The organism is Allobosea sp., assembly GCF_030695125.1.
In the GTDB taxonomy this organism is placed as follows: Bacteria; Pseudomonadota; Alphaproteobacteria; order Rhizobiales; family Beijerinckiaceae; genus Allobosea.
Genome location: NZ_JAUYTP010000016.1, coordinates 67,526 through 94,108 on the forward strand (window position 1 = coordinate 67,526; position 26,583 = coordinate 94,108).

General features: G+C 67.4%; 16 protein-coding genes. 8 read left to right on the top strand and 8 right to left on the bottom strand.

What is annotated here, in order from left to right:
* Positions 1 to 47 precede the first annotated feature (47 nt).
* From Q8S38_RS03725 to Q8S38_RS03740, 4 genes are all read left to right on the top strand, one after another.
* A complete protein-coding gene (locus tag Q8S38_RS03725; protein ID WP_305679080.1) occupies positions 48 to 1,184 on the top strand; it encodes an AI-2E family transporter in 1,137 nt (378 codons plus the stop codon).
* 129 nt (positions 1,185 to 1,313) lie between these two features.
* A complete protein-coding gene (locus Q8S38_RS03730) occupies positions 1,314 to 1,676 on the top strand; it encodes a glycine zipper domain-containing protein (RefSeq protein ID WP_305679081.1) in 363 nt (120 codons plus the stop codon).
* Positions 1,677 to 1,680: 4 nt separating this feature from the next.
* Entirely contained in the window at positions 1,681 to 2,118 is a 438-nt protein-coding gene (locus tag Q8S38_RS03735; protein ID WP_305679082.1) for a hypothetical protein, read from the top strand.
* A 203-nt stretch (positions 2,119 to 2,321) separates the two neighbouring features.
* Positions 2,322 to 3,605, top strand: a complete 1,284-nt coding sequence (locus Q8S38_RS03740; protein WP_305679083.1) for a sensor histidine kinase — start codon at positions 2,322 to 2,324, stop codon at positions 3,603 to 3,605.
* Between the two features lie 75 nt (positions 3,606 to 3,680).
* Here Q8S38_RS03740 and cysK read toward each other — a convergent pair whose 3' ends face one another.
* The 8 genes from cysK to Q8S38_RS03780 all read right to left on the bottom strand — a co-directional run bounded on the left by cysK (position 3,681) and on the right by Q8S38_RS03780 (position 22,941).
* Positions 3,681 to 4,667, bottom strand: coding sequence for a cysteine synthase A (gene cysK, locus Q8S38_RS03745; protein ID WP_305679084.1), 987 nt, complete (start codon positions 4,665 to 4,667; stop codon positions 3,681 to 3,683).
* Positions 4,668 to 4,765: 98 nt separating this feature from the next.
* Positions 4,766 to 5,218 (bottom strand): RrF2 family transcriptional regulator, encoded by a 453-nt coding sequence (locus Q8S38_RS03750; protein WP_305679085.1) that lies wholly within the window; start codon positions 5,216 to 5,218, stop codon positions 4,766 to 4,768.
* 124 nt (positions 5,219 to 5,342) lie between these two features.
* Positions 5,343 to 5,897, bottom strand: coding sequence for a dUTP diphosphatase (gene dut / locus Q8S38_RS03755; protein ID WP_305679086.1), 555 nt, complete (start codon positions 5,895 to 5,897; stop codon positions 5,343 to 5,345).
* 322 nt (positions 5,898 to 6,219) lie between these two features.
* Complete coding sequence (locus Q8S38_RS03760; RefSeq protein WP_305679087.1) at positions 6,220 to 17,220, bottom strand: putative Ig domain-containing protein; 11,001 nt, start codon at positions 17,218 to 17,220, stop codon at positions 6,220 to 6,222.
* Positions 17,221 to 17,587: 367 nt separating this feature from the next.
* Entirely contained in the window at positions 17,588 to 18,904 is a 1,317-nt protein-coding gene (locus Q8S38_RS03765; RefSeq protein ID WP_305679088.1) for an HlyD family type I secretion periplasmic adaptor subunit, read from the bottom strand.
* Position 18,905: 1 nt separating this feature from the next.
* Complete coding sequence (locus Q8S38_RS03770; RefSeq protein ID WP_465247589.1) at positions 18,906 to 20,714, bottom strand: type I secretion system permease/ATPase; 1,809 nt, start codon at positions 20,712 to 20,714, stop codon at positions 18,906 to 18,908.
* Positions 20,715 to 21,095: 381 nt separating this feature from the next.
* Positions 21,096 to 22,412: a phosphopantothenoylcysteine decarboxylase domain-containing protein gene (locus Q8S38_RS03775; protein WP_305679090.1), complete on the bottom strand. Its 1,317-nt coding sequence runs from the start codon at positions 22,410 to 22,412 to the stop codon at positions 21,096 to 21,098.
* Positions 22,413 to 22,452: 40 nt separating this feature from the next.
* The gene (locus tag Q8S38_RS03780; protein ID WP_305679091.1) at positions 22,453 to 22,941 is read right to left on the bottom strand and encodes a copper chaperone PCu(A)C; all 489 of its coding nucleotides are present in this window, start codon (positions 22,939 to 22,941) and stop codon (positions 22,453 to 22,455) included.
* A 494-nt stretch (positions 22,942 to 23,435) separates the two neighbouring features.
* Here Q8S38_RS03780 and Q8S38_RS03785 point away from each other — a divergent pair, with 494 nt between their 5' ends.
* From Q8S38_RS03785 to Q8S38_RS03800, 4 genes are all read left to right on the top strand, one after another.
* Positions 23,436 to 23,696, top strand: coding sequence for a hypothetical protein (locus Q8S38_RS03785; protein ID WP_305679092.1), 261 nt, complete (start codon positions 23,436 to 23,438; stop codon positions 23,694 to 23,696).
* Positions 23,697 to 23,703: 7 nt separating this feature from the next.
* Positions 23,704 to 24,813 (top strand): methionine ABC transporter ATP-binding protein, encoded by a 1,110-nt coding sequence (locus Q8S38_RS03790; RefSeq protein WP_305679093.1) that lies wholly within the window; start codon positions 23,704 to 23,706, stop codon positions 24,811 to 24,813.
* The gene (locus tag Q8S38_RS03795; protein ID WP_371125825.1) at positions 24,803 to 25,483 is read left to right on the top strand and encodes a methionine ABC transporter permease; all 681 of its coding nucleotides are present in this window, start codon (positions 24,803 to 24,805) and stop codon (positions 25,481 to 25,483) included. The genes Q8S38_RS03790 and Q8S38_RS03795 overlap by 11 nt, the downstream gene beginning before the upstream one ends.
* 185 nt (positions 25,484 to 25,668) lie before the next feature.
* Complete coding sequence (locus tag Q8S38_RS03800) at positions 25,669 to 26,469, top strand: MetQ/NlpA family ABC transporter substrate-binding protein (protein ID WP_305679094.1); 801 nt, start codon at positions 25,669 to 25,671, stop codon at positions 26,467 to 26,469.
* The last annotated feature ends 114 nt before the right edge of the window (positions 26,470 to 26,583 follow it).

Here is a 26,583-nt window from a genome sequence, read left to right on the forward strand (position 1 = left end):
ATGCGACGCGCCGGGGGGCGCTGTTTGCGCCGCGTTGGACCCGAAAAATGCTGACCTCATCCGTCTGGAAACCCTTCCCGCGCTATCTGGCGGAGCCGGAGGTCGAGGATCTCCATGAGGATGTCACGCCGTCCGAGCATGATCTGATCGTTCGCTACGCGACCATCGGCATCTTTGTGATCCTGGCCACCGCCTCGCTTCATCTGACCAAGGTCATCGCGCTGCCGATCACGGCCGGCATCATCTTCGGGCTCGTGCTCGGCCCTGCGGTCGACGGAATGGTCCGCCGCAACGTGCCCCAGCATCTGGCGGCCGCGATCATCGTATTGCTTTTCCTCGGCGTCATCGCCGCGGCCATCACGGTTCTCGCCGTGCCGATGGCGGGCTGGAGCGACCAGGGTCCGGCGATGATGGCGGCGCTGAAGACCAAGCTCGCCGGTGCGTTCGCCGTCATGGACCAGGCGAAGGCGGCGATCGCCGCGCTGATGGGCAAGAGCGGCGCCGAACTCAACATCTCCCAGGGCAACCCGCTGATCGACATCGCGGTGTCGTCCTCGACGGTGGCCGGCGGAATGCTGATTTTCGTCGCGACCGTGTATTTCTGGCTGGCGACGCGCCGGCATCTGAAGGCGCGTGCCTTGCGCCTGTGCCTCGGCCGGGGCGCCCGCAAGTCGGCCGGCGCCTTCTTCCAGGAGATCGAGACCCGCGTGGCCCGCTATTTCGGGCTGGTCACGCTGATCAATCTCGGGATGGGTCTCCTGACCATGGCCATCGCCTGGCTGGCCGGCCTGCCCTATCCGGTGTTCTGGGGCGCGCTGGCCTTCGTCATGAACTACCTCGCCTTCATCGGGCCGATCATCGTCACGGTGATGCTGTTTGCGGGGGCGCTGATCGACGCGCCTTTCCTGCTCACCGCGATCTGGCCGGCGGCCGCCTATTTCGTCATCCATCTGATCGAGGGGAACGCGATCACGCCGGTCTTCGTCGGCCGCAGGCTGACGGTTTCGCCGTTTCTGGTTTTCATCGGCTTCATTTTCTGGCTCTGGCTCTGGGGACCGGTCGGTGCGGTCCTCTCGACACCGATCCTGCTCGTCGCCATGGTGGCTCAGGAAGAGTTTGCCCGCTATCGCGCGGCGCAGGCCGAGGAAGACAACCAGGACCAATCGCCCGCGAGGGCGGCGTGAGTCCGCTGCGGCGGAACCTGCAGGGCCAAGACGCGTTGGCCCCGAAAGCCCGACCGGGCGCTCCGCGCTGCGGCGCAGCGCCGGCCTGGGCTCTGGATCGATACCGAGTGTCACGAAGGGATCAAGCACATGACCACGACCGCCACATCCGCCAAGCGCCAGGCCACCGCGGCCGTCAAGCGCGCCAAGGACGATCTCGTCGAGGGCGGCGAAACGATTGCCAATGAGGCGCGCCAGACGGCGGACCGGGTCAAGCGCGAGGCCGGTGCGATCGAGGACAGCCTGACGCGCGGCGCGGAGGATCTGGTCGCGACCGTCGGCGAGAAGCTGCGCTCCGTCGGCGTCGACACCGATCGCCTCACCGAAGTGGCCAAGGAGCAGGCGACCGACCTGCAGCGCCTGATCGAGGCCGAAATCCGCGAGCGCCCCCTGCGCGCGCTCGGGCTGGCGGCGGCTGTCGGCCTGTTCGTCGGCTTCCTTTCGGCGCGCTGAACCGATGTTGGGGGGAATCGGGTCCTATATCGCGTCGGAGGTCTCCGGCGTCGTCAGGCGCAATGTCATCGTCTACGGTCTGATGGGGCTGTCGGCGCTGCTGCTCTTCTGCGCCTTCGGCTACGCGCTGAGCGCGCTGCACACAGTGCTGGCCCTGCGTTACGGCACGGCCGAGGCCAGCCTGTTCGTCGCGGGCGGGCTGCTGGTCGCGGCGGTCCTCGCCTTCGCCATCGCGCTCTATGTCAAGAACAGGCGTCGTCCGGCCCGTTCCCTGGCCGCCACCGCAATGGCGGCGGCGCCCCTGGCGGCGACGCTGATCGGTTCGGGCCTGACGTCCCGCAAGGGCTGGCGCGTGGCGCTGGTCGGCGGGGTCGTGGTGCTCGGCGCCTTGCTCGGCCGGCAGGTCTTCAGCGGCGGCAATGCGGACGATGACGACGTTTGAGACGATGACCAACGGCTGGCAGGAGGGCGCCGTCGCCTTGAGCCACGGCGCGCCGGTCCGGTGGACCGTGTCATTTTACATAGGGTTTATGGTCCCCACCCGTTAAGAGGGAACCGATGACCTCCCAAACGACGCCTCGCGCGCGCTTCTTGATTCCGACAATTCCAGCCCTGCGGGCGAGGTTGCGTTCCGCGACCACAACCGTGATCGCGATCGGCGTCGTGGCCGTCGCGATCGTGCTGGCCGCCTGGATCAATCTCCAGGCGCAGCAGGCCGCCGAACGCGTCTCGCGCGCGATTGCCGTGCGAGAAAGCTCGGAGCGCTTTCTCGGCCATCTGCGCGATGCGGAAACCGGACAGCGCGGCTACCTTCTGACCGGCTCGGCCTCCTATCTCGAGCCGTTCACCGATGGGGTGGGCGCCGTGGCGCCCGCGCTGGAGCGGCTGGAGCGCCTCGTCGCGCCCGATCCGCAGCAGAAGGCCCGTGTCGTCGCGCTGCGGGAGCCGGTGCAGCGCAAGCTCGCAGAACTCGACGCCACGATCGGACTGATGCGCGAAGGACGCCAGGCCGCGGCGCTCGCCGTCATTCGTGACGGGCAGGGCATCACCGCGATGGAGGCGTTGCGCAGTCTGATCGAGCAAATCCAGCACAGCGAGAATATCCGCCTGGTCGCGCTCAACCGCAATGAGGAGCGGCGCCGGCTCTGGGCGAGCATCGGGATGGTCGTGGCTCTGGCAGGGCTGGCTTTCGCCGCCTGGCAGCAGTTGCGCATCCGCCAGCGCCGCAGCGTTTCCCTGTCCGAGAGCAACGCTGCGCTGGAGCAGATCGTCGGCGAGCGCACGCTGGAGCTGGAGAATGAGCGCCTGCGCATCGAGGCGCTGCTGCGCGACGTCAGTCACCGTGTCGGCAACAACCTGGCCATGGTCTCGGCGCTGCTCAATGTCCAGAGCCGACAGAGCCGCGAGCCTGCCGTTCGCGAGGCGCTCCAGCAGGCGCAGTCGCGAATCCAGGCGATCGCCGCCGGTCAGCGCCGCCTGCGGCTCGATCTCGACACCGACGAGATCGAGGCGCGTCCCTATATGGAGGATTTGCTGGCCGAAATCGGCAAGGCCGCCGAGGGGCGCCCGATCGAGATCGTCCTCGCCATGGACGCAATCCGCCTGCCGGGGCGCGACGCGGTCTCTTTCGTCGTCATCGTCAACGAGCTGGTGACGAACGCGATCAAGCATGCCTTTCCGCGCGGCATGGCGGGCAAGATCGTCATCCGCTTCGATGAGACGATGGCGGATGGCGCGCCGGCGCTGGCGCTGTCGGTGCAGGATGATGGCGTCGGCATGCCGGCCGAAATCGAGGCCAAGGGCCTCGGGCAGACCGTTCTGGCGAGCCTGTTGCGCAGCATGCAGGCGACGATGACCACGGCGCCTCTCGACCCCGCCGGCGAGAGGCCCGGCACCTGCGTCACCCTGATCTTCCCCAAGCGCGCCTGAGGCGTCCCTGACGCAAAAGGCCCGGTCGGGGGACCGGGCCTTGCAGGATTCAGATCCGCAAACGGGGAGCTGCAGTCACAGCCCCTCGAACAGAGCGCTCGAAATGTAGCGCTCGGCGAAGGAGGGGATGATCACCACGATCGTCTTGCCGGCATTCTCCGGCCGCGCGCCGACTTCCAGCGCCGCCGCGATCGCGGCTCCCGAGGAGATGCCGCCCGGGATGCCTTCCTGCCTGGCCAGCGCGCGCGAGGTCTCGAACGAGGTCTGGTTGCCGACGGTCACCACCTCGTCGATCACCGAGCGGTCGAGGATGCCGGGCACGAAGCCGGCGCCGATGCCCTGGATCTTGTGCGGACCGGCCGCGCCGCCCGACAGCACAGGCGAATCCTCCGGCTCGACAGCGATGATCTTCACTCCGGGCTTCTTCGCCTTCAGCACCTGCCCGACGCCGGTGATGGTGCCGCCCGTGCCGACGCCGGAGATGAAGATGTCGACGGCGCCTTGCGTGTCGTTCCAGATCTCCTCGGCCGTGGTCTGGCGGTGGATTTCCGGGTTGTGCGGGTTTTCGAACTGCTGCGGGATGATCGAGCCCGGGATTTCCGCCTTCAGCTCCTCGGCCCGCGCCACCGCGCCGCGCATGCCGCCGGGGCCGGGCGTCAGCACGAGTTCGGCGCCGAGCAGCGCCAGCATCTTGCGACGCTCCAGCGACATCGTCTCGGGCATCACCAGGATCAGGCGATAGCCGCGCGCGGCCGCCACGAAGGCGAGCGCGATGCCCGTGTTGCCGGAGGTCGGCTCGATCAGCGTGCCGCCGGGCTTCAAGGTGCCCGAGGCCTCGAGCGCATCGACCATGTTGACGCCGATGCGGTCCTTGACGCTGGAGATCGGGTTGAAGAATTCGAGCTTGGCCAGGATCGTCGCCTTGACGCCGCGCTCGGCGGGCAGGCGGTTCAGCTTGACCAGCGGCGTGTCGCCGATCGTGTCGGTGATCGATTCGTAGATGCGGCCGCGGCCGGGCGCCTTCGCCGCTGCGGAATCCTGCTTGCGCGCTGCCTGAGGCATGAAAATGCTCCTTGTGGCGTCGGCCTTCCAGCCGGCGATCGGGAGCCGACGCTAGACCAATTCACGTACGATGTCGATAAATTCAGTTAATCACATCTTTAGATCGTGAAATCGGCGCTGGCCAGGTTCTGGTCGAACCCTTCGGTGTTCTGCGCACGGCGGCAGAGTTCCTCGACGCTGACGCCGTCGAGCACGGCGAGAAAGGCCTGCGAGGCGCGCATCACCTCCGGGCCGACGACGTCGTCGACCAGGCGCGATTGCGGCGAGGGCTCGAGATAGTCGTCTCCGGCTTCTTGCATCGCCGCGCGGGCGATGTCGCCGGCCGTGATCCGGCGGCGCTCGCGGGCCAGTTCGTAGCCACCCCGCGGGCCCCGCACGCCCTTGAGGATGCCGACCCTGACCAGCGCCTGCAGCAGCGTCTCGAGATGGCGCGGCGGCAGATCGTGCCGCGCCGCCAGAAGCTTGGCCGCGACGGGCGATGGCCGCGCATGCAAGGCGATGTCGACCACCGCCGCGATGGCGAGCTGGCTGCGCCGGGACAACAGGATCACGCAACAATCCCCTTCACTGCCTTACTCTCCCCTGACCGCCATAGCACAGCGGGGCGATCTGCCACCTGCGATGCCCGCTTCACAGCCGCTCGCATTCGCATTTGATCGGCGCCGCTCTATCCTACTAAATCCCTGTCGAACCAAATCCACCTCGTCCCCGGGCTGTTGCCGCGCTGAACGCCTCAACCACGCGGAAACTCGGTCTTACGACCGGTAGAAAGACAAGCTGAGCGATCCTGTCGCCGGGATTGATGACCAATGGCGCGCTGCCGGGAGGATTTCGCAGCCAGGCGCTGATGAATATCTGATCCGCATAATCGGCATCGATGGTTCCGACGGCCTGGCCGAGAACCAACCCCTTCTTGTGGCCCAAACCCGATCGCGCGAGCAGGAACGCCACCATGTTCGGATCGTTCATCAGGATCGCGATTCCCGACGATATCAAGATGGGCTCGGCCTGGGGCTGGAGCGTGAGCGGCTCGTCGATGCAGGCATAGAGATCGATGCCAGCCGACTGAGCGGTCTGGAAGCGAGGCAGACCCCACTCGTGAATGCGAGGATCCAGAACCTTCATTTCGAAGACCGGGTTTAAACTGTCCACGTTCAACGAACATTCTCCGCGCCAGGTCAGTGACCAGAAAGGCTGATCGCGATGGGTGGCGCACTGGCTGCTTTTCATCAAGCGCAATCGAACATCGTGATGGCCCAGTGATGCCGGATTGTGAGTTTTTGCGGCGGTCGATTTCTCGAAGAGCTGTTGTCCTGATGTCGTCACCGTCGGGAGGACGGCGTCGGCGAAAATCTCCGATCGGTGGCCGGGAGGTCGCCCTCCGGGACGAGAAACAATCCCTCATCGATGGGATCCGGCCGTAAGTCTCTGCGGCTTCGGCCGTGGCGCGACGTCCTTCGCGCCCAGGTGGCGACGCCCGGAACGGTGAACGCGATCTCCGCGCTGAAGCCCCATGGGGTCTTGCACCGCGGCTTGCGGTGCCAGACCTGTATCAGACCAGCAGGAAGTCGCTGGCCGTCAGCAGGGGCTTGTTGGTGAGCACGGCCACCGCCACGGCGGCAGCGCCCCCCTGGCCATCGGCGTCCCAGGCCAAGGCTCCGTTCGCCGAGTTGTAGGTGAACCCGGCGACGCCGGCTGCCAGCGTGCCGTTGACGACGAGGTTGACGCTCCCCCCCGCCGTCAGACCGCCCCCGAAGGCCGCGCTCGAGATCTCGATCCTGTCGAGCCCGGTCTGGAAGTCGGTGATGGTGTCGCGCGTGTCCGGCAGCGCCTCGAAGACGAAGGTGTCGGCGTCCGCACCACCGGTGAGAACATCGCGCGCCAGACCGCCGATGAGGCGGTCCATCCCCGCGCCGCCGTTCAGGTTGTCGGTCCCGGCGCCGCCGATCAGCACGTCGTTGCCGGCATTGCCGACAAGCTGGTCCGCCCCGTCGCCCCCGCTCAGCACATTGTCGCCGCTGTTGCCGAGGATGCGGTTGTCGAGACCGTTGCCCGTTCCATTGGCCGCGCTAGAGCCGGTGAGATAGAGATTTTCGATGCCGGCCCCGAGCGTGACATCGACGCTGCTGTAGACGATGTCGAAGCCGCCTGCGTCGCCGCCGAAGCCATCATCCTCGCTGATGACGTCGCCGACATCGTTGACGTAGTAGATGTCGTCACCGGCGCCGCCGTTCATGAAGTCGGCTCCGGCCCCGCCGTCGAGGCGGTCATTGCCCGCATCGCCGAAGAGTTGGTCGGCGCCGTCGCCGCCGAGGAGGCGGTCATCGTCGTCGCCGCCGCTGAGCACGTCATCGCCGCCGCCGCCGCTGAGCAGGTCGTTGCCGGCCTCCCCCTCGATCACATTGGCCGCGGCGTTGCCGTAGAGCGAATTGTCGCCGGCGTTGCCAGTCAGGGAGATCGCCCCCGAGCCGCTGGCCCTGAGCACCTCGATGCCGGCCGCCAGCGCGAAGCTGACGGTGGAATAGACCGTGTCGAAGCCGCCCGCATCGCCGCCGAAGCCATCGTCCTCGCTGGCGGTGTCGCCGAGATCGTCGACATAGTAGAGATCGTCACCGCTGCCGCCGAACATGGCGTCGAAGCCGGCGCCGCCCTTCAGCACGTCGTCGTTCTCGCCACCCCGCAGAATGTCGTCGCCGTCGCCGCCGGTGAGGACGTCGTCGCCCTCGCCGCCTTCGATGATGTCGTTGCCACCATAGCCGGTCAGCACATCCGCGCCGCCCAGGCCGATGAGACGGTTGGCGGCGTTGTTGCCCAGTAGCGAATTGTCGTCGTCATTGCCGGTGCCGTCGATGGCGTCGCTTCCGACGAGCCGAAGATCCTCGACATGGGCGGAGAGCACCGTGCTGGCGGTCGCGATGACGAGATCGAGCCCGCCGGCATCGCCGCCCAACCCGTCATCCTCGCTCGCCATGTCGAGGGCGTCGTCGACGTAATAGATGTCGTCGCCGGCGCCACCGAACATGGCGTCGACGCCCGTCCCGCCATCGAGCCGGTCATTGCCTTGCCCGCCCCGCAGCGTGTCGGACCCGCCATAGCCGTTGAGCGTGTCCTCGCCGTCGCCGCCGTCGAGGACGTTGGCGCCGGCATTGCCGAGCAGCCGGTTGTCGAGCGCATTGCCCGTGCCGTCGATATCGGCCGTGCCGCTGAGGGTGAGGTTCTCGATGTATTGAGCAAGCGTGAAACTGACCGAGGCCGTGACCTTGTCGAGGCCGCCGGCGTCGCCGCCGAACCCGTCATCCTCGCTGGCCACGTCTCCGGCATCGTCGACGACATAGGAATCGTTGCCGGCGCCGCCCTGCATCTCGTCGGTGCCGGTGCCGCCATTGAGCGTGTCGTCGCCATCGAGTCCGATCAGGATGTCGTTGCCGCCCTGGCCAAACAGCCTGTCGGCGCCGCCCGTGCCGGTGAGCGTGTCGTTGCCGGAGCCGCCGAGGCTGCGGCTGCCGATCGTGATCGCGAACGTCTCGTCATAGCTCAGGCCGCCAGGGTCGGTCACGCGCACGGTCACCGAGACCACCGGCTCGTTCTCGGCGTCGAAGCTCGCACCGGGCGCCACGACGAGCCGGTCGCCGACGATCGCGAAGCGGTCCGTCGCCCCGCCGACCAGGGCATAGCTGTGGGGACCCAGATCGCCGGCATCGACGACGCCGAAGGTGGCGACCGTGGTGCCCGCGCCGCTGGTGTCCTGCACCGAGAGGGGGCCGGTGGCGATGATGTCCGTCGGCGCCGCCTCGGGCACGGAGATGTCGATCGTGCTGTCGAGGAAGCGCAGGCGCTCGACATCGTAGATCGTGTCGATGCCGTCGGGCGAACCGGCCCGCAGATCGACGATTTCGAACCGGCCGGGCGCGATGGCGGTCACGCTGTAATCGGCGCGGTTTCCGTTCAGCCTCAGCGTGTCGATGCCGCCATTGCCGTAGAAGATGTCGTTGCCGCCGTCGCCGCGCAGCGTCTCGCCCGCATTGCCACCATGGACGATGTCGTCGAAGCGCGTGCCGCGGATCGCCTCGATGCTGGTCAGGCTGTCTGTGGCGCCGAAGCTGTCGATCGCTGAGCCGGCCGCGACCGCGATGCCGCCCAGGATCTGGGTCGTCGTGCTCAGATTGGCGCGGATGCCGACCGGCGCGCCGCCGTTGTTGAATTCCTGATCGTAGCGCACCGTGTCGGTGCCGCCGCCGCCATCGAAGGAATCGGCCCCGGCGAAGCCCATAAAGGTGTTGTCTTCGCTGCCGCCGATGAAGATGTCGGACTGAGCCGTGCCGCGCGCGCCTTCGATGCCGACGAGCGTATCGACGGAGCCGAAGCCGTCGATCGCAGTGCCCGCCGCGATCGTGATCGGCGCCTGCGGCCCCGCCCCGTCGCGATCGACCGTGCGGCTGGAGCCGCTGAGATTGACGACCACGCCGGCCGTGCCGCCGAACTGCGCGTCCCGGTCGTAGCGCGCCTCGTCATAGCCAGAGCCGCCATCGATATGGTCGACGCCGCCGAGTCCCCGGAAGGCCTCGAACGCGTCGTTGCCGGCGTCTCCGCCGTAGATCACGTCGGCGAAATTGGTGCCGCGAACCATCTCGATGTCGATCAGCGTGTCGACGCCGCCGAACGTGTCCTGGCCGGAGCGGGCCGCGATGACGCCGCCATCGAGATGGGTGATCGCCGTCGCCGAGAGATTGACGCGGACGCCGCCGGTCACGGTCTCGTTCGTGCCCTGATAGTAGACCTGGTCGCTGTCGTCGCTGTCGCCGGCGACGGCCGTACCGTCGATGATGTCGTTGCCGCCACCGCCGTTGAAGCTGTCGGAGGCCCCGTTGCCGATCAGCGTATCGGCGCCGCCGCCACCCTGCAGATCGTTCTCGAGATCGTCGCCGATCAGCGTGTCGGCGAAGATCGTGCCGCGGACATTCTCGATGCCGGAGAGGGTGTCGGTGCCGCCGAAGCTGTCGCGGGCGGTGCGGGCAGCGAAGACCGTGCCGCCGACAGTGACAGAACCACCGGACAGATTGACGATAACGCCGCTGACCCCTGTCTCGTCGCCATAATTGACGAGGTCGGTTCCGGAGCCGCCGTTGATCTGGTCCGCGCCCCCTCCGCCGACGAGCGTGTCGTTGCCGCCCGCGCCGTCCATGATGTCGTTGCCGACCCCGCCGGAGAGATAGTTCGAACCGCCATGGCCGGTCAGCGTGTCATGGCCGAGATTGCCGAAGAGGTTGATCTGGCTGTTGTTGGAGCCGCTCGCCGTCAGGACGTCCGGCTCGATCGAGCCGAATACCGAGGTGACACCGCTCACCGTTTCGGTCAGCGGGACGAGATTGATCGTGATCGCCGCGGGCGACGACGGAACGAAGACGAAGACCTGCTCGACATCGGCGCCCAGCGTGTCGACGCCCAGCGGCGCACCGGGGCGCAGGTCGCTCACCGTCCAGGTGCCGTTGCCGTTCCGGACGATGGAGAACAGGTCGCTGATGCTGCCATTGTCGTTCAGGGTGAGGCGAACGACGTTGTTGTCGTCGCGCACCGAGCCGATGAAGCCGGTCGTGCCGGCAGGCAGCGCATACTGCGCCACGTCGCGCCCGCCGCCGCCGCCGATGACGTCGTTGCCGCCGCCCCCTTCGAGAGCGTTGGGACCGCCATGGCCGGTGATGACGTCGTCGCCGGCACCGCCACTGACGGTGACGCCGTCATTGACGCCGGCGGCCGGAGCGAGTGCTGCGACCGAGATGACATCCGCGCCCAGCCCGCCCTGCACGAACCCGCCATTGCCGTTCGGGAAGAACTGCGGCGCCAGGTTCAGGAACAGCGACTGCACGGGCGGCAGGCCCGGCCCGCCATCGATGCCGACCGAGAGGGTCTCGATCGTCTCGTCCAGCGTATCGGTGCCGAGCGGCGAGCCGGGCCGCAGATCCTCGATGGTCCAGCCGCTCGCCGTCTGCGTGATCCGGAAGACGTCGCTCGTCGTGGCACCGTCCGTCAGCTTCACCAGCGTGACCGCGCCCGCCGTGACGGAACTCAGCGTACCGGCCGTGCCGAGCGGCAGGGTGAACGCCGCCGAATCGATGCCGCCGCCGCCGCTGATGACGTCGTCGCCCGCTCCGCCGGTGATGAAGTTCGAGCCCGCATGGCCGCTGATGATGTCGTCGCCGAGGCCCCCGTCGATGCTGATCGCATCCGCGCTGCCGGCGAGCGGAAAGAAGACATTGGCGGAAATCGTGTCGCCGCCGATGCTGCCCTGGATGAAGCCGCCGCCGGCATTGGTGAAGCCCTGGGGCGCGATATTGAGGAACAGGCTCTGGACGGGCGGCGCATTGCCGACGCCGCTGATCTGGAAGTTGAGTAGCTCGGTCTGGAACACGGGGCCCGAGCCGACATAGACGGTGTCGGTGCCGAGAGGCGATCCGGGCCTGAGATCCTCGACCGTGACGGCGGATCCCGAAGACGTGACGCGGAAGACGTCGGTGACGATCGCGCCGTCGGTCAGGCGCACGAGCGTGATGTTGCCGGTGGTGACCGAGGACAGCGTCCCCGCCGTCCCGGTCGGCAGCGCGTAGCTCGCCGTGTCGAAGCCGCCGCCCCCGGAGATCTCGTCGTCGCCGGCGCCGCCGGTGATGAAGTTCGAGCCGTCATGACCGATGATGACGTCGTCGCCCTCGCCTCCCTGAATGCCGATGTTCTGGGCCGCGTCGACGCCGGGAATCGTTGTGGCGTCGATCAGGTCGCCGAAGATGCCGCCCTGGACGAAGCCGGTGTCGATCCGGGGCACGAGGTTGAGCGTCAGAACCTGGGCAGGAGGCTGACCCGCCGGCCCGTCGAGGAAGACGAAGACGGCTTCGACGTCGCTCGCCAGTGTGTCGGTGCCGAGCGGTGAGCCCGGGCGCAGATCCTGAACCGTATAGCCGCCACCGAGGACGCGCTGGATTGCGAGAACCGCAACGCCACCGGCGAAGACGGTCGCGCTATCGCCACCGACGGCGTAGGTCAAAGCGCCGGCATCGGCGGGCAGGTTGTACTGAGCGTAGTCGAACCCGTCCTCGCCGATCAGCGTGTCGTTGCCGGCGCCGCCGGAAAGGCCGTCATTGTCGATGCCGCCGTTCAGCGTGTCGTCGCCGCCTTGGCCGAACAGGAAGTCGTTGCCGCCGAGGCCGTTGATCACCTGGGCGGTGTCGTCGCCGACGATGAACTCGCCGGCGTTCGTGCCCTCGATCTGCGTGTTCAGGACCGTCAGGCCGAAGCCCTGCGCGAAGCTGTTGCCGGTGCCGTCGGTGGCGGTCACTGTCAGGGCGATGTTCGCCGCCTGCTCGGCGGTGAGCACGTTGGCACCGGCCAGACGCAGGACATAGGCACCCGGAGTGCCGACCACCTCGAAGCGCGCATCCGACACCGCGAAGGTGAAGCTCGTGCTGTCGGCGTCGGTCACGGTGACCGTGCCGACGACGGCGTTCGGCACGCCTTCCGCGACGGTGAGGCCCGACAGCGCGATCGCGGTGGGGGACTGGTTGGGCGCGCCGGCCCCGACAGAGAGGTTGAAGAAGTCAGAGGCGATGCCGCCAAAGCCGTCCGAGACCGACACATGCAGTGAAACTGTGGACGAGCCAGCAGGCGGCGTGCCCGAGATTGTGCGTGTGGCTGGATCGTAGCTGAGCCAGACAGCGGTCGGGGCCATCACATTGATGGTCAGCGGCTGACCCTCGGGATCGACATAGGCCCCGGCCGGGATCGTGTAGCTGAAGGGCTGGCCGATCGTGGCGACCTGATCCGGGATCGGTGCCGTGATGACCGGGAACTGGTTGAGATATCCCGCCCGCTGGACCGTGAAGCCATCGATGACCGGCGGATTGATACCGTCCGAGACGGACACCGCCAGCGAGGCTTGCAGGAAGTCGGCCGGCGGCGTTCCCGACATCGTCCGCGTCACGGGGTCGAAGTTGAGCCAGGCCGGCTGACCGATGAGGGCGAGCGTGAGCGGCTGCCCCTCGGGATCGAAATAGGCGTTCGCCGGAATCGTATAGCTGAAGGGCTGGCCGACCGTGACGAACTGGTTCAGAATCTCCGACTGGAGCGTCGGCGGCAGGTCCTGCCCCACCGCCCCCACCGAAAGGGTGAAACGGTCGGAGGCCGGTCCGGCGAACCCGTCGGCGATCATGACATCGACGAAGACGGTCGATGCGCCCGCCGGCGGCGTGCCCGAGATCGTTCGGGTCGCGGGGTCGTAGCTGAGCCAGAAGGCCGACGGCGCCATCACGTTGATGTTCAGCGGCTGACTCTCGGGGTCGACATAGGCTCCGGCCGGAATCGTGTAGCTGAACGGCTGGCCGATCCGCGCCACCTGATCCGGGATCGGCGTCGCCACGACCGGAAGCTGATTGAGATAGCCAGCCCGTGTCACCGTGAAGCCATCCGTGACCGGCGGGTTGATGCCATCGGACACCGACACCGCCAGCGAGGCCTGCAGGAAATCGACCGGCGGCGTGCCCGATATCGTGCGCGTCGCGGGATCGAAGCTGAGCCAGGCCGGCTGGCCGACGAGGCTGATGGTCAGCGGCTGACCCTCGGGATCGAAGTAGGCGTTTGCCGGAATCGTGTAGCTGAAGGGCTGGCCGACCGTGACGAACTGGTTCAGCACCTCCGACTGCAGCGTCGGCGGCAGATCCTGGCCTGCGAACCCGACCGACAGGTTGAAGCTGTCGGACGCCATGCCTCCCGAACCGTCCGAGATCATCACGTTGACCGAGACGGTTCCCGCGCCGACCGGCGGCGTCCCCGAGATCGTCCGCATCGCCGGATCGTAGCTGAGCCAGAATGCGGCGGGCGCCATCACGTTGATGGTCAGCGGCTGACCTTCGGGATCGACATAGGCTCCGGCCGGAATCGTGTAGCTGAAGGGCTGGCCGATCCGCGCCACCTGGTCGGGGATCGGTGTCACGATGACCGGGAACTGGTTGAAGGCCCCGGCGACCGAGACGCTGAAACTGTCGGACACCTGCCCGCCGGCGCCGTCATTGGCGGAGACCGTGATGATCGCATTCGGGGCGCCGGGCATCGGGGTGCCCGAGAGCTCGCGTGTGACCGGGTTGTAGGTCATCCAGCCGGGCAGATTCTGCACGAAGAGCTGAAGCGCGTTTCCTTCCGGGTCCGAAAACGTTCCAGCGGGGATGATGTAGCTGAAAGGCTGGCCGAGAGTGGCATTCTGGTCGGGGATCGGAATCGCGACGACCGGCGCGTCGTTCATGTTCTGAACGGTCAGCGTGAGCGCCTGGGTGAAGCTGCCGCCCCAGTGGTCGGTGGCGGTGATGTCGAAGCTCACGGTCGGTTCCGCCTCGAAATCGAGCGCGACGCCGGCCTTCAGCTTGAGCTGGTAGAAGCCCGCGTTGACGACCTCGAAGCGGATATCCGACACCGAGAAGGAGAAGACGGTCTCGAAATCCGGATCAGCGACGTTGAGGCCGGTGACGAAGGCGCCCTGGACATTTTCCTGCACCTGAGAACTGAAGACCGTGATCCCGGTCGGTGCGCTGTTGTAGGTCTGGCGCAGGTCCAGGATCTGGTCCGCAAAGTGCAGATATTCGATGTTGGAGATCTGGTCGGTGCCATCCGGCGAGCCGGCCCGCAGATCGGTGACGACATAGGTCGCGCCGAACTGGCCGCGCGTGATCGCATAATCGGCAAGCGACCCGCTGTAGAACACACGGTCGTTGACGTCTCCGGTGAAGACGCTCGCCTGAACGAAGGCGCCGCCCGAGATGAAATCATTGCCGCCGAATCCGTTGAACGCATTGGCAGCCGACGAGCCGATCAGCGTATCGGCGAAATTGGTACCATGGGCGTTCTCGATCGAGACCAGCGTATCCACGGACCCAAAACCGTCGCGTGCCGTTCCGGCCGCAAGCGTGCCGATAACGGTCTCGCCTAGGTTGACCTGGACACCCTGTGTGCCGCCGAAAGCGGCGTCGAAGAGATAGGAGACGGTGTCGTTGCCGCTGCCGCCGTCGATCGCATCCGCGCCCGCGAGGCCCGAGAACCGCTCATTGCCGTCGCCGCCGATCAGCGTGTCGGCGAAGGATGAGCCGCGCGCGCCCTCGATGCTGATGAGCCGGTCGATGCCGCCGAAGCCGTCGCGCGCCGTTTGCGCGGCGACCGTGACGCCGCCGACGACGCGGTCGGCCGCGCTCAGATTGACGATCGCGCCCTGCGTGCCGCCGACAGACGTGCCGTTCGCATAGCTGACCTCGTCGAAGCCCGAGCCGCCGTCGATGTAGTCGTCGCCGCCGAGGCCCTCGAAGCTCTCATAGGCGTCGTTCTGCGTGTCGCCGCCGACCAGCACGTCCGACAGCATCGTGCCGCGCACGGCCTCGATATCGATCAGCGTATCGACGGCCTCGCTGGTCGCTCCGGTATAGAGCGGGTCCTTGGCGGAATGCGCCGCAATGGTGATCGTGCCCGCGCCGGGAACGGGATCGGTCAGCGTCACGGCCGCGCCCGAGAGGTTGACGTGGATGCCGGTCGAAAGCGTATCGGTCAGATCGGACTGGTAGAAGGCCGTGTCGACGTCGAAGCCGTCTCCGCCCGCCACCGAGCCGTCGAGAATGTCGGCGCCCCCGCCGCCATAGAGGAAATCATTGCCACCGCCTCCGATGACGACGTCCGCGCCGCCGCGCGCGAAGACGGTGTTCGACTGGCCGTCGCCGACGATGAAGTCGGCGTTTCCAGTGCCGCGCACGTTCTCGATCGAGATCAGCGTGTCGGTCGCGCCATGCGTGTCGATCGCGGAACTGGCCGCGACGAGGGTCGGCCCGTTGCCGATATCGGCGGTGATCGCCGTGCCCGACAGGTTGACGATGACGCCGCGCCCGGCAATGCCGCCCGACTCATTGCCGTAATTGGCGCGGTCGATGCCGCCGCCGCCGTCGAGGATGTCCGCGCCGCCATTGCCGGTCAGGTTGTCGCCGCCGCCCTGACCGCGCAGCCAGTTTGCCCCGTGGTCGCCGACGATGACGTCGGCGCCGTCGGTGCCACGAATGTCTTCGATGTTCAGCAGCGTATCCGTCGCACCGCTCGAATCGCGCGCCGCTCCTGGCCCGACGCCGTTGATCGTCGCGGTGCCGCCGAGCACGACGGTGACGCCATTGCCGCCCGTCCATTCGCGCCGGTAATCGACCTGGTCGATGCCGGCACCGCCATCGACGAAGTCATTGCCGCCGAAGAGGCGGAAGCGTTCATTCGCGTCTCCGCCATAGATCCAGTCGCCGGCATTGGTCCCGCGAACGCCCTCGATCGAGGTCAGCGTGTCGGTGTCGCCATAGCCATCGCGGGCGGTCCCCGCCGCGACAGTCACGGGCGCCGCCGGGCCGGCACCGTCGAGATCGACCGTTCTCGCCGTGGTCGAGAGGTTGACCACCACACCCTGCGTGCCGAACACCGCGGCGGCGTTCTGGTAGACCGCGTCATTGGTGTAGCGGACCTCGTCGAAGCCGCTGCCGCCGTCGATCACGTCATTGCCGGCCAGTCCCTCGAAGCCTTCATAATCGTCGTTGTTCGTGTCGCCGCCGAAGAAGTGATCTGCATTATAGGTGCCGCGCGCCATCTCGATGTCGATCAGCGTATCGGTCGAGGCATAGGCGTCGCGCGTCGTGTGTCCCGCGACGATCTCGGCGCCGACGGTCACGGCGGCATCCCCGAAATTGACGATCACGCCGCTCGCGAGCGGGTCGCCGGTTGCGAACTGTGCGAAAACCAGATCGGTGGGGTCGCCGTCATTGACGACATCGGTCCCGTCGAGCGTGTCGTTGCCGCTGCCGCCAATGAACTCGTCGGCCTCGCCGTTGCCGCGCATGTAGTCATCGCCGCCACGACCGTGGAACAGATTGGCTTCGTCGCCGCCGACGAGATAGTCGGCCAGCGACGTGCCCCTCACATCCTCGATGCCGACGAGCGTGTCGACCGTGCCGAAGGTGTCGATCGCCGTCCCTGCTGCAACCGTCACCGCCGCGCCCGGCCCGGCCCCGTCCGCATCATACTGAATGGCTGCGGTGGAGAGGTTGACGATCGCCGGTCCTGAGCCGGCTTCGTTGCCGTAGTTGACGCGATCGCGCCCGAAGCCGCCGTCGATGAGGTCGGCGCCGGCCTGCCCCGTCAGCGTGTCGTTGCCGGCGAGACCCTGGATGATGTCATTGCCGCCCGTGCCGTTGAGCGTGTCCGCATTGGCCGTGCCCTCGATCGCGTCCGCCACGGACAGCGTGAAGTCCGCGCTGACGAAGTTGCCGGAAAAGTCATAGGCCCGGATCGTCAGGGTCCAGTTCGGCTGCAGCTCGAAATCGACGGGGCCCACGACGCGCAATTCGTTGTTGAAGACGCTGAACGGCGTACCCGGCGTCACCAATTCGTAGCGCGCGATGCCATCGCCCGGATCGGAATCCGTTGCCGCCAGAAGGCCGACGATCGTGTTGAAGGGGCTGTTTTCGATGACGGCGAGGTTGGACAGCGAAAGACCAGTCGGGGCGGGCATGGCAGCTCCGAAATAAACTTAATAAAATGTTACCGCATCGCGATCATTACGCAGGGTAGGGCCTGCCGTAAAGGACCTGGCGAAGCAAAAGCCGTCAGGAATCGCTGTCAGCGCATAGTAAAAATATTGGATCGTTAGTATCCGCCGGGATGCGCCGCCTCCAGGCGTCTCGGGCCAGTGGTCGCCCCGACATCCAGCGTCCCGATCAATAAAGCTGGGATTTGTTGCCAAACGTTTCTTGGCAGCGCCTGGCCCAACGCTTTCGTCGGGTCAATCGGCTCTCAGACAATCAGAATATCAGGCAGATCGGCGCAAATGCGATCACGTTTCGTCTGCTGACAATCGGCCCGGGTCTTCGGACTCCGCTTCAGCGTTCGCGAAAGGCGCGGCCCGCCTGCTCGACCAGCGGGCGCAGGAGATAATCGAGCGCCGACCGGTCCTGCGTCTTGATGAAAGCCTGGATCGGCATGCCCGGGACGAGCTTCAGCTCCTGTAGTTGCCTGATTTCGCTGTCGGGCAGGGCGATGCGGGCCGTGAAATAGGTCATGCCGGTTTGCTGCTCGCGCGTCAGATCGGCGCCGATGCGGACGACCCGGCCACGCAGGTCCGGAATGGTGCGCTGATTGCCGGCGAGGACGCGCACGATCGCCTCCTGGCCCGCAGCGAGCTGGTCGATGTCGGTGGGCAGGACCCGAACGTCGGCGACGAGGGCCTCGTCATGCGGAACGATCGACATCAGGGTTTCGCCCGGGCTGATGACGCCGCCGACGGTGAAGACGGTGAGCTGGTGGACCAGCCCGGAGATCGGCGCGCGCATCTCGACCCGGGCGAGCTGATCCTCGGCGGCGATCCGCCGCTCCCGCAGCTCGCCGAGCTTGCCTTGGGTATCGCGCAGGTCGCCGAGCACCTGGGTGCGCATGTCCTGATCGAGCTGAAGGATCTGCAGTTCGACCTCGGAGATCTTGCCGCGCACCCGGGCGCGCTCGGTCAGCAACTGGCCGCGCTCGCCCGAGACCCGCGTCTGGTCGCGCTGCAGGCCCGTGTAGCGCTGCATCGAGGTCAGGTTCTGCTTGAACAGCTGCGCGACGCCGCGCAACTCCTCGGCGATCAGCGCCTCCTCCCTTTCCTTCGTCGCGATCTGGACCGAGATGCCCTGAGCCTCCTCGTTGAACTGCGCCGCGCGCTCACGCAGCTGCGCCTTCTGTCCGTCCCGGGAGCGTATCCGCGCCTCGATCAGCCTTTCCTCGCCCGCGAGCGCCCGCTCGACCGAGGCTTCGGCCCGGCGCAGCACCAGATCGCTGGGAAAGCGGATCTGAGCCTCGCTGTCGCGTTCGGCCAGCAGGCGGGCCTCGCGCGCCGCCAGCTCGTCGATCTGCGAGCGCACGATGCCGAGATTGGCGCGCGTCAGCGTGTCGTCGAGACGCACCAGCACATCGCCGGCCGCAACGGCCTGGCCTTCGGTCACGGCGATCTGGCCGATGACGCCGCCGGTCGGATGCTGGACGCGACGCAGGCTGCCCTCGACCACCACCTGGCCTGCCGCGATCACGGCGCCCGAAAGGTTGACCGCCCAGGCCCAGCCCCCGATGCCGAAGACAAACAGCGCGACGCTGACCACCGCGACGCGGTTCAGCCGGGCGAGGCTCGCATGGACCTCCGTGAGTTTGGGCGCAGGCGCGTTCATCTTAAGCGACCTCGCTGCGGCGTTCGGCACGCCCGGGATCGTTGGCGCCCGCCGGCGCGGCCAGGATCTTGCGGAGAACCTCGTCGCGCGGGCCGAAGGCCAGTTGCGTGCCCTGCCCGAGATAAAGCACGTAATCGCAGGCGATGACTGCATTCGGGCGGTGCGCGATCGCCACGACGATGCCGCCCCGCGCCTTGATGCTGAAGATCGCCTCCGTCAGCGCAGCCTCGCCCTCGCGGTCGAGATTGGCGTTGGGCTCGTCGAGCACGACCAGAAAGGGGTCGCAATAGAGCGCCCGTGCCAGGGCGATCCGCTGGCGCTGTCCGCCGGAAAGCGAAACGCCTCCCTCGCCGATCACCGTGTCGTAGCCGCCCGGCAGGCGCAGGATCATCTCATGGGCGCCTGCGGCCTTGGCGGCCGCGACCACCGCCGTGGCATCGGGTTCCATCGCCATCCGCGCGATGTTCTCGGCCACCGTGCCGTCGAACAGGCTCACGTCCTGCGGCAGATAGCCGATATGGCGCGCGAGCGCGACAGGGTCCCAGTGATCGATGAGGGCGCCATCGAGCCGCACCGCCCCGCGCGCGGCCGGCCAGGCGCCGACGAGGACGCGAGCGAGCGAACTCTTTCCTGCAGCGCTCGGGCCGATGATCCCGAGCGCGTCCCCGGCCTTGAGCCCGAAGCTGATCTGCTGGAGCAGCGCACCCATCGCGCCGGGGGCGGCGACGACGAGATTCTCGACCTGGAGAGAGGCGACCGGCGGCGGCAGTTCGGTCGCGTCGGCCGGCGCCTGCATGGCTGCAAAAAGACGCTTCAACCGGGCGATGGCCTGACGCGCATTGGTAAAGCCGTTCCAGCTGCCGATCGCCGACTCGACGGGCGCAAGCGCCCGGCCGATCATGATGGAGCAGGCGATCACCGCCCCGGAGGTCATGTCGCCGACAATGACGAGATAGGCACCCAGCCCCAGCACGAGCGACTGGATCAGGAGACGCAATGTGCGCGAGGCGCTCCCGAACCCGCCGATCGTGTCGCTGGTGCGCTGCATCGCGTCGAGATAGCGGCGGTTGGCGGCCAGCCAGCGCTGGCGCAGCGCCGGCGTCATGCCGAGCGCCTTGACCGTGTTGGCGTTCTGCCGCGCGGCTTCGATCAGGGATTGCCGCCCGGCCGTTTCACGCAAGGTCTCGCGTTGCGCGTCGCGCCCGCTGAACTCTGTCAGCACCGTCAGGCCGATGAGCACGAGCGCGCTCACGATCGCCGCCGCGCCGACGATCGGGTGAATGAAGAAACAGACCGCGACGAAGACGACGATCCACGGCATGTCGAAGATCGCCGCCGGCCCCGGACCCGAGAGGAAGGCCCGGATCATGTCGAGATCGCGAACCGGCTGTCCGCTCTCGCCGGGCGGGCGGTTTTGTCGGGCCAGAAGGACCACGGCACCATGCACCGGCCCGGCGAGGCGCTCGTCGAGCAGCCGCCCGATCCGGATGACGAGCCGGTTGCGGACCGCATCGAGAAAGCCCTGGAACGCGAAGGCGGCGACCAGCATCAATGTCAGCCCGACCAGCGTCGGGATGCTGCGGCCCGGAATCACCCGGTCATAGACCTGCAGCATATAGATCGGGCCGGCGAACATCAGCACGTTGACGGCGCAGCTCACCAGGCCGACGGACCAAAAAGCGCGCTTGCATTCCTCGAGCGCGACCGCGACTTCATTGCCCCGAACCCGCATCTTCAACACCCCGGCAGCGATGCGCCCGCTCTCTGAGGCAGGCTCTGCAGCATCGCTGCTAACCCTGCGATAACCCATCGCCGAGATGGTGTCACAACGATTGTGGAAGTCGCCACAGTATCAACGGCGCCCTCGAGCCGATCTGCAAAAGCTCATCGATCCAAGCCGCGCCGCGGCGTGAGGCTTTCGAAAGCCAAGGGGGCATCGCTTCGGAGACGTCGAAGCATTGCGTCGTCGCAGGCGCTGTGCTTCCAGCGCCTCACCTCGCGCAAGATGCGCGCCAAGACCCGTCGCCTCGGCAGGAACTTGCAGACGGCTTCCATGTCGTTGCGACAAGCGGCTTCGGTGATGGGGCTGCGATGGGCGGCCCGGCGCTCGAGCTGCGCCGACAAGATCAGCTTGGCTGCATCAAAACCGCGTCCGCCTCAGGGGATGGCCTTGCCGGAGGCATCCCCGCATTCACGCGCCGCCCTGAGGGGTGACCAGCCGCGCCAGGTGAGCGACGAGCCGGCTGGCGACCTCCGGCTTGGCGAGCGTCGGCCAGCTTTCGACACCCGTGCGCGTGACCAGATGCACCGTGTTGACGTCGCCGCCCATCACCCCCGTGCCGCCGACATCGTTGGCGATGATCAGGTCGCAGCCCTTCTTGGCCAGTTTCGCCTGCGCGTAGGCGACGACATTCTGCGTCTCGGCGGCGAAGCCGACGACCAGATCGGGGCGGTCGGTCGCTCGCTGTGCGACGCTGGCGAGGATGTCGGGATTCTCGACTAGGGCCAGCGGTGGCAGACCGCCGCCATCCTTCTTCATCTTCTCGGGGGCTTCGTCGGCCACCCGCCAATCGGCGACGGCGGCGGTGAAGATCGCGATCTGCGCCGGCAGAGCCGCCTCCACGGCCGCGAGCATCTGGCGCGCCGATTCGACATGAACCGTCTCGACACCCTCGGGATCGGGGATGGCGACGGGGCCCGACACCAACGTCACGCGCGCCCCGGCGGCCGCGGCTGCCGCCGCGATCGCGTGGCCCTGCTTGCCCGAGGAGCGGTTGGCGATGTAACGCACCGGGTCGATCGCCTCATGCGTCGGCCCCGAGGTCACCAGCACATGCCGGCCGGCCAGCGGGCCCGGCGCGTCCGGGCCGCCGCCGGGCAGGCGGCCGAGAAACCCGATCGCGCGCTGCGAGGAGGGCGCCTCGCCCGCCAGCGCACTTTCGATCGCGGCGATGATTTCGGCAGGCTCCGCCATGCGACCGACGCCGCTTTCGCCGCGCTCGGCCATGGCGCCGGAGTTGGGGCCGACGACGAGCACGCCATCCTTCCGGAGCTGCGCCATGTTGCGGCGCGTCGCCGGGTGCTCCCACATTTTCGGGTTCATCGCGGGCGCGATCAGCACGCGCTTGTCGGTCGCCAGCAGCGCCGTCGAGGCGAGGTCGTTGGCGAGTCCGTTGGCCATCTTGGCGATCAGATCGGCGGTGGCGGGCGCCACGACCAAAAGATCGGTCGAGCGCGATAGCGCGATATGGCCGATATCGGCCTCGTCGGTCAGCGAGAACAGATCCGTGAAGCAGCGTTCGCCCGCGAGCGAGGAGACGGCCAGCGGCGTCACGAACTGCTCGCCCGCCTTGGTCAGGATGCAGCGCGCGGCGATGCCGCGGTCCTTCAGCCGCCGGATCAGCTCCAGGCATTTATAGGCGGCGATGCCGCCGCCGATGATAAGCAGGATGGAGCGGGAGGCGGACAAGGCGAGCGTTCCTGAACCGGGGGTGCTGTTTCCTAGCATCGCGCAGGCCGGGCTGTCATGGGGCGCTTCGGGCCGGCCCTCAATGCCCCTTATGGGCACCATGTCCCGCGCCCCGCGCGCCGACGGCCTCGATCGCGAACTCGACCTCGACCGAGCCGGCCTTCTCGAAGGTCAGCGTGCCCTTGAAGCGCCCGTCCTGCTTGAGCGGCTGCTTCAGCTCCATGAACATCACATGGTAGCCGCCGGGCTTGAACTCGACCTTGCTGCCGGCCGGGATCGCGATGCCGGCATCGAGCGGGCGCATCGTCATCACGCCATTGGCGATGGCCATTTCATGGATCTCGGTGCGGCCGGCGATCGTCGGAGCCGAGACCGAGACGAGACGGTCCGCCGCCGGGCCGGTGTTTGCGATGGTGAGGTAACCGGCGCCGACCTTGGCGCCGCCGGGCGTCGCCCGGCTCCAGGGATGATCGATCTTGAGGGCGCCGACCATGTAGTCATGCGCCAGTGCGGTGCCGCCGAGCGACACGCAGAGCGCCGCCAGGACGGCGAGAAAGGCCTTGGTCATTGCAGGTCCTGTTCAAAAAAGGCGCCTCGCGGCACGAATGGCCGTGCTGATGAACTGTGGTGGCCGGTGGCGTCAAGGCGCGGCGGAGCCGCAGGTCGGCACGGTCGGAACCTGTTGCGGGAGGCGATCCTTCTCCCGCGAGGCCAGCGCGAAGGCGAGCGATCTTGTCCATTTCGTTTCTTTAAAAGAACGATCGCATTGACAAAAAGGATTTCGTCCGCCAGATTCAATCTTGTCATTCGGTCCTGCCGAACGGCCGCGGGGATTTGAGCGAGCAGCTTGCGCCGCGTCACCAAACGCTAAAGCGCCACGACGCGGTCGTGGGCTCCATCCGACAGGAGAAGACCATGACCGAAGCGACCTCGCCCCGCGCCCTCCCGCCCCGCTCCACAGCCTGTCGCTGTCGACTCTGACGGTTTCTGCGCTCGCATCGGCGAGCCATCCCGAACCTCCTCAGATCTCCACCAGCGCCGCGATGCGGCGGGAGTCCAGCCATGAACATCTCCTCCTCCGGCGCCGGCCGGCCCGATCAGGGCCTGCCGCTGCGTAGCCAGCAGGCCTATGTCATCGAGATCGGCGAGACGCAGGCCGGCCTTGTCAGCCGTCGCGACGACGAGCGCGTCTTCACCTTCATTTCCGCCGCGTCCGCCTTCGACGCGCTCGAGGGCCATCGCTTCGCCACGCCGGGCGCCGCCGAGCGGGCGGCACGGCAGCTGGCTTCGCCCCGGCGCCGCCCCGACCCGTTTCCGTCCTGAGGTCACCATGAACGCTCCCGTGAAGCCCGACGCCTTCCGCGTCGAACCCGGCCCCGTGCCGGACCAGCCCGCCCCGATCATCCGCTTCGCGCAGATCGGCAAGACCTACGCCGCCCGTGGTGCGCAAGGGTCGGTCTCCGCGCTGTCGGGCATCGACCTCGACGTGCCCAAGGGCGCGATCGTGGGCGTGATCGGCCGTTCCGGCGCCGGCAAGTCGACGTTGATCCGGCTCGTCAACGGGCTGGAGCGGGCGACCTCCGGCCGTCTCCTGATCGAGGGCGAGGACGTTACCGGCCTCACCGAGGCCGGCTGGCGCGCCCGCCGCCGCACGACCGGCATGATCTTCCAGCACTTCAACCTGCTCTCCTCGCGCACGGTCTTCGGCAATGTCGCGCTGCCGCTGGAGATCGCCGGCACGCCGAAGGCGCAGATCGAGGACAAGGTCGCGCGCCTGCTCGATCTCGTCGGCCTCGCCGACAAGCGCGAGCGCTATCCGGCCGAGCTCTCCGGCGGCCAGAAGCAGCGCGTCGGCATCGCCCGCGCGCTGGCGACAGACCCCAAGGTGCTGCTCTGCGACGAGGCCACCTCGGCGCTCGATCCCGAGACGACGAAGTCGATCCTGACGCTGCTGAAACAGGTCAACCGCGATCTTGGCCTCACCATCCTGCTGATCACCCACGAGATTCCCGTCATCAAGGAGATCTGCGACCGGGTGGCGGTGATCGAGGACGGGCGCATCGTCGAGGAGGGCGATGTCTTCTCGGTGCTGACCCGTCCGCAGCACCCGACCACGGCGCGCTTCGTCGAGGCGGTCACAGGCGTCGAACTGCCGGCCTATCTCACTGGTCGCATCCGCAAGGACGCCAAGCCGGGCGACGACACCGTGCTGCGCATCACCTTCACCGGCGAGAACGCGACGGCGCCGGTGATCAGCCGGCTGAGCTCGACCATCGGCGTCGACGTCAACATCCTCGCCGGCCGCATCGACGCCATCGCGGGCAAGCCCTTCGGCAGCCTGCTGGTCTCGGTGCCGACGCGCGAGCCGGAGCTCGCGGCCGTGCTTGGCGCACTCAACAGCCTCGAACTCAAGGCGGAGGTCATCGGCCATGTTTCCTGAGATCATCTCGCCCCAGATTCTCGCCCTGATCGGGCAAGCGACGCTCGACACGCTGCAAATGGTGGCGATCGCCGCCGGGCTCGGCACGGTGCTCGGCCTGCCGCTCGGCGTCTTCCTCGCCACCAGCAAGCGCGGCGAACTCTTCGCCGCACCCCTCGTCAACACGCTGCTCGGCACGCTCGTCAACGCCACGCGCTCGACCCCCTTCATCATCCTCGTCGTCGCGATCATCCCTTTCACGCGGCTGATCGCCGGCACCTCTATCGGCACCAACGCCGCGATCGTGCCGCTCACCGTCGCCGCGACGCCCTTCATCGCCCGCCTGATCGAGGGCGCGATCCGCGAGGTCGATCAGGGGCTGGTCGAGGCGGCCCGGTCGATGGGCGCGACGCCCCTGCAGATCGTCCGCAAGGTGCTGGTGCCCGAGGCGCTACCGGCGATCGCGCTCGGCCTGACGCTCGCCATCGTCAGCCTGATCGGCTTCTCGGCCATGGTCGGTGCGGTCGGCGGCGGCGGGCTGGGCGATCTCGGCATCCGCTACGGCTACCAGCGCTTCATGCCCGAGGTCATGGCCGCCGTCGTCGCCGTGCTGATCGTGCTGGTCCAGACCGTCCAGACCATCGGCGACCATCTCGCCCGCCGGCTCAACAAGCGCCTGCGCCACGCCTGAAGAATCCGGGCTTTCACCCCGGTCATCACCCCTCAGCCCTCATCCTGAGGAGCAGGCGGAGCCTGCGTCTCGAAGGATGGTCCAGGAGGCTCCTGCGCAGGCTGGGGCATCCCTCGAGACGCCGCGTGCCGCGGCTCCTCAGGATGAGGGCTGGGATTTTCGCCCCAAGCAAAGGAACTGCCCGCATGACCACGATCACCCGCCGCGCCGCCATTGCCGCCACGGCCCTCGCCGCGCTCACCCTCTCCGTCCCGGCCCTCGCCCAGGCCCCGCAGGTCGTCCGCATCGGCGTCTCGCCCGGCCCCCATGCCGAAATCCTCGAACAGGTGAAGCCGCTGCTCGCCAAGAAGGGCATCGACCTCAAGATCATCGAGTTCTCCGACTATGTCGTTCCCAATCAGGCGCTCGACGCCGGCGAACTGGAAGCCAACTCCTTCCAGAACCAGCCCTATCTCGACAACCAGGTGAAGGACCGCGGCTTCAAGCTGGTCAGCGTCGGCCTGACGGTGAACTTCCCGCTCGGCATCTACTCGGCCAAGCACAAGAGCTGGGCCGATGTGCCGGATGGGGCGTCGATCGCGATCCAGAACGACCCGACCAATGGCGGTCGCTCGCTGCTGCTGCTGCAGGACAAGGGCGTCATCAAGCTCAAGGACGGCGTCGGCTTCAAGCCGGGCCCGATCGACATCGTCGCCAACCCCAAGAAGCTGAAGTTCATCGAGGTCGAGGCGGCGCAGACCCCGCGCACGATGGCCGACGTCGCCGCCGCCGCGATCAACACCAACTACGCCGTCGATGCCAAGATCGAGCCGACCTCGGCGATCCTGCGCGAGGACCCGAAGGGGCCCTACGTGAACGTTATCGCGGTCCGCGCCGCCGACAAGGACAAGCCCTGGGTCAAGACGCTGGTCGAGACCTACCAGTCGGCGGACATCAAGGCCTTCGTCGCCGAGCGCTTCAAGGGCAACGTGCTCGCCGGCTGGTAATCCCGTTCCTCCCCACCTGGCTGTCATCTCGCCAGGCGCCTGCCCCGGATGCGACGAGCATCCGGGGCTTTTTTGTTGGCCATCGTCATGTTCGGGCTCGACCCGAGCATCTCA

What these genes read in the sequence shown, in the direction of transcription:
- Q8S38_RS03725 (WP_305679080.1), top strand. Translation starts at nt 48, where the DNA reads ATGCTGACCTCATCCGTCTGGAAACCCTTCCCGCGCTATCTGGCGGAG.
- Q8S38_RS03730 (WP_305679081.1), top strand. Translation starts at nt 1,314, where the DNA reads ATGACCACGACCGCCACATCCGCCAAGCGCCAGGCCACCGCGGCCGTC.
- Q8S38_RS03735 (WP_305679082.1), top strand. Translation starts at nt 1,681, where the DNA reads ATGTTGGGGGGAATCGGGTCCTATATCGCGTCGGAGGTCTCCGGCGTC.
- cysK (WP_305679084.1), bottom strand. Translation starts at nt 4,667, where the DNA reads ATGCCTCAGGCAGCGCGCAAGCAGGATTCCGCAGCGGCGAAGGCGCCC.
- dut (WP_305679086.1), bottom strand. Translation starts at nt 5,897, where the DNA reads ATGAAAAGCAGCCAGTGCGCCACCCATCGCGATCAGCCTTTCTGGTCA.
- Q8S38_RS03760 (WP_305679087.1), bottom strand. Translation starts at nt 17,220, where the DNA reads ATGCCCGCCCCGACTGGTCTTTCGCTGTCCAACCTCGCCGTCATCGAA.
- Q8S38_RS03765 (WP_305679088.1), bottom strand. Translation starts at nt 18,904, where the DNA reads ATGAACGCGCCTGCGCCCAAACTCACGGAGGTCCATGCGAGCCTCGCC.
- Q8S38_RS03770 (WP_465247589.1), bottom strand. Translation starts at nt 20,714, where the DNA reads ATGGGTTATCGCAGGGTTAGCAGCGATGCTGCAGAGCCTGCCTCAGAG.
- Q8S38_RS03775 (WP_305679090.1), bottom strand. Translation starts at nt 22,412, where the DNA reads ATGCTAGGAAACAGCACCCCCGGTTCAGGAACGCTCGCCTTGTCCGCC.
- Q8S38_RS03780 (WP_305679091.1), bottom strand. Translation starts at nt 22,941, where the DNA reads ATGACCAAGGCCTTTCTCGCCGTCCTGGCGGCGCTCTGCGTGTCGCTC.
- Q8S38_RS03785 (WP_305679092.1), top strand. Translation starts at nt 23,436, where the DNA reads ATGAACATCTCCTCCTCCGGCGCCGGCCGGCCCGATCAGGGCCTGCCG.
- Q8S38_RS03790 (WP_305679093.1), top strand. Translation starts at nt 23,704, where the DNA reads ATGAACGCTCCCGTGAAGCCCGACGCCTTCCGCGTCGAACCCGGCCCC.
- Q8S38_RS03795 (WP_371125825.1), top strand. Translation starts at nt 24,803, where the DNA reads ATGTTTCCTGAGATCATCTCGCCCCAGATTCTCGCCCTGATCGGGCAA.
- Q8S38_RS03800 (WP_305679094.1), top strand. Translation starts at nt 25,669, where the DNA reads ATGACCACGATCACCCGCCGCGCCGCCATTGCCGCCACGGCCCTCGCC.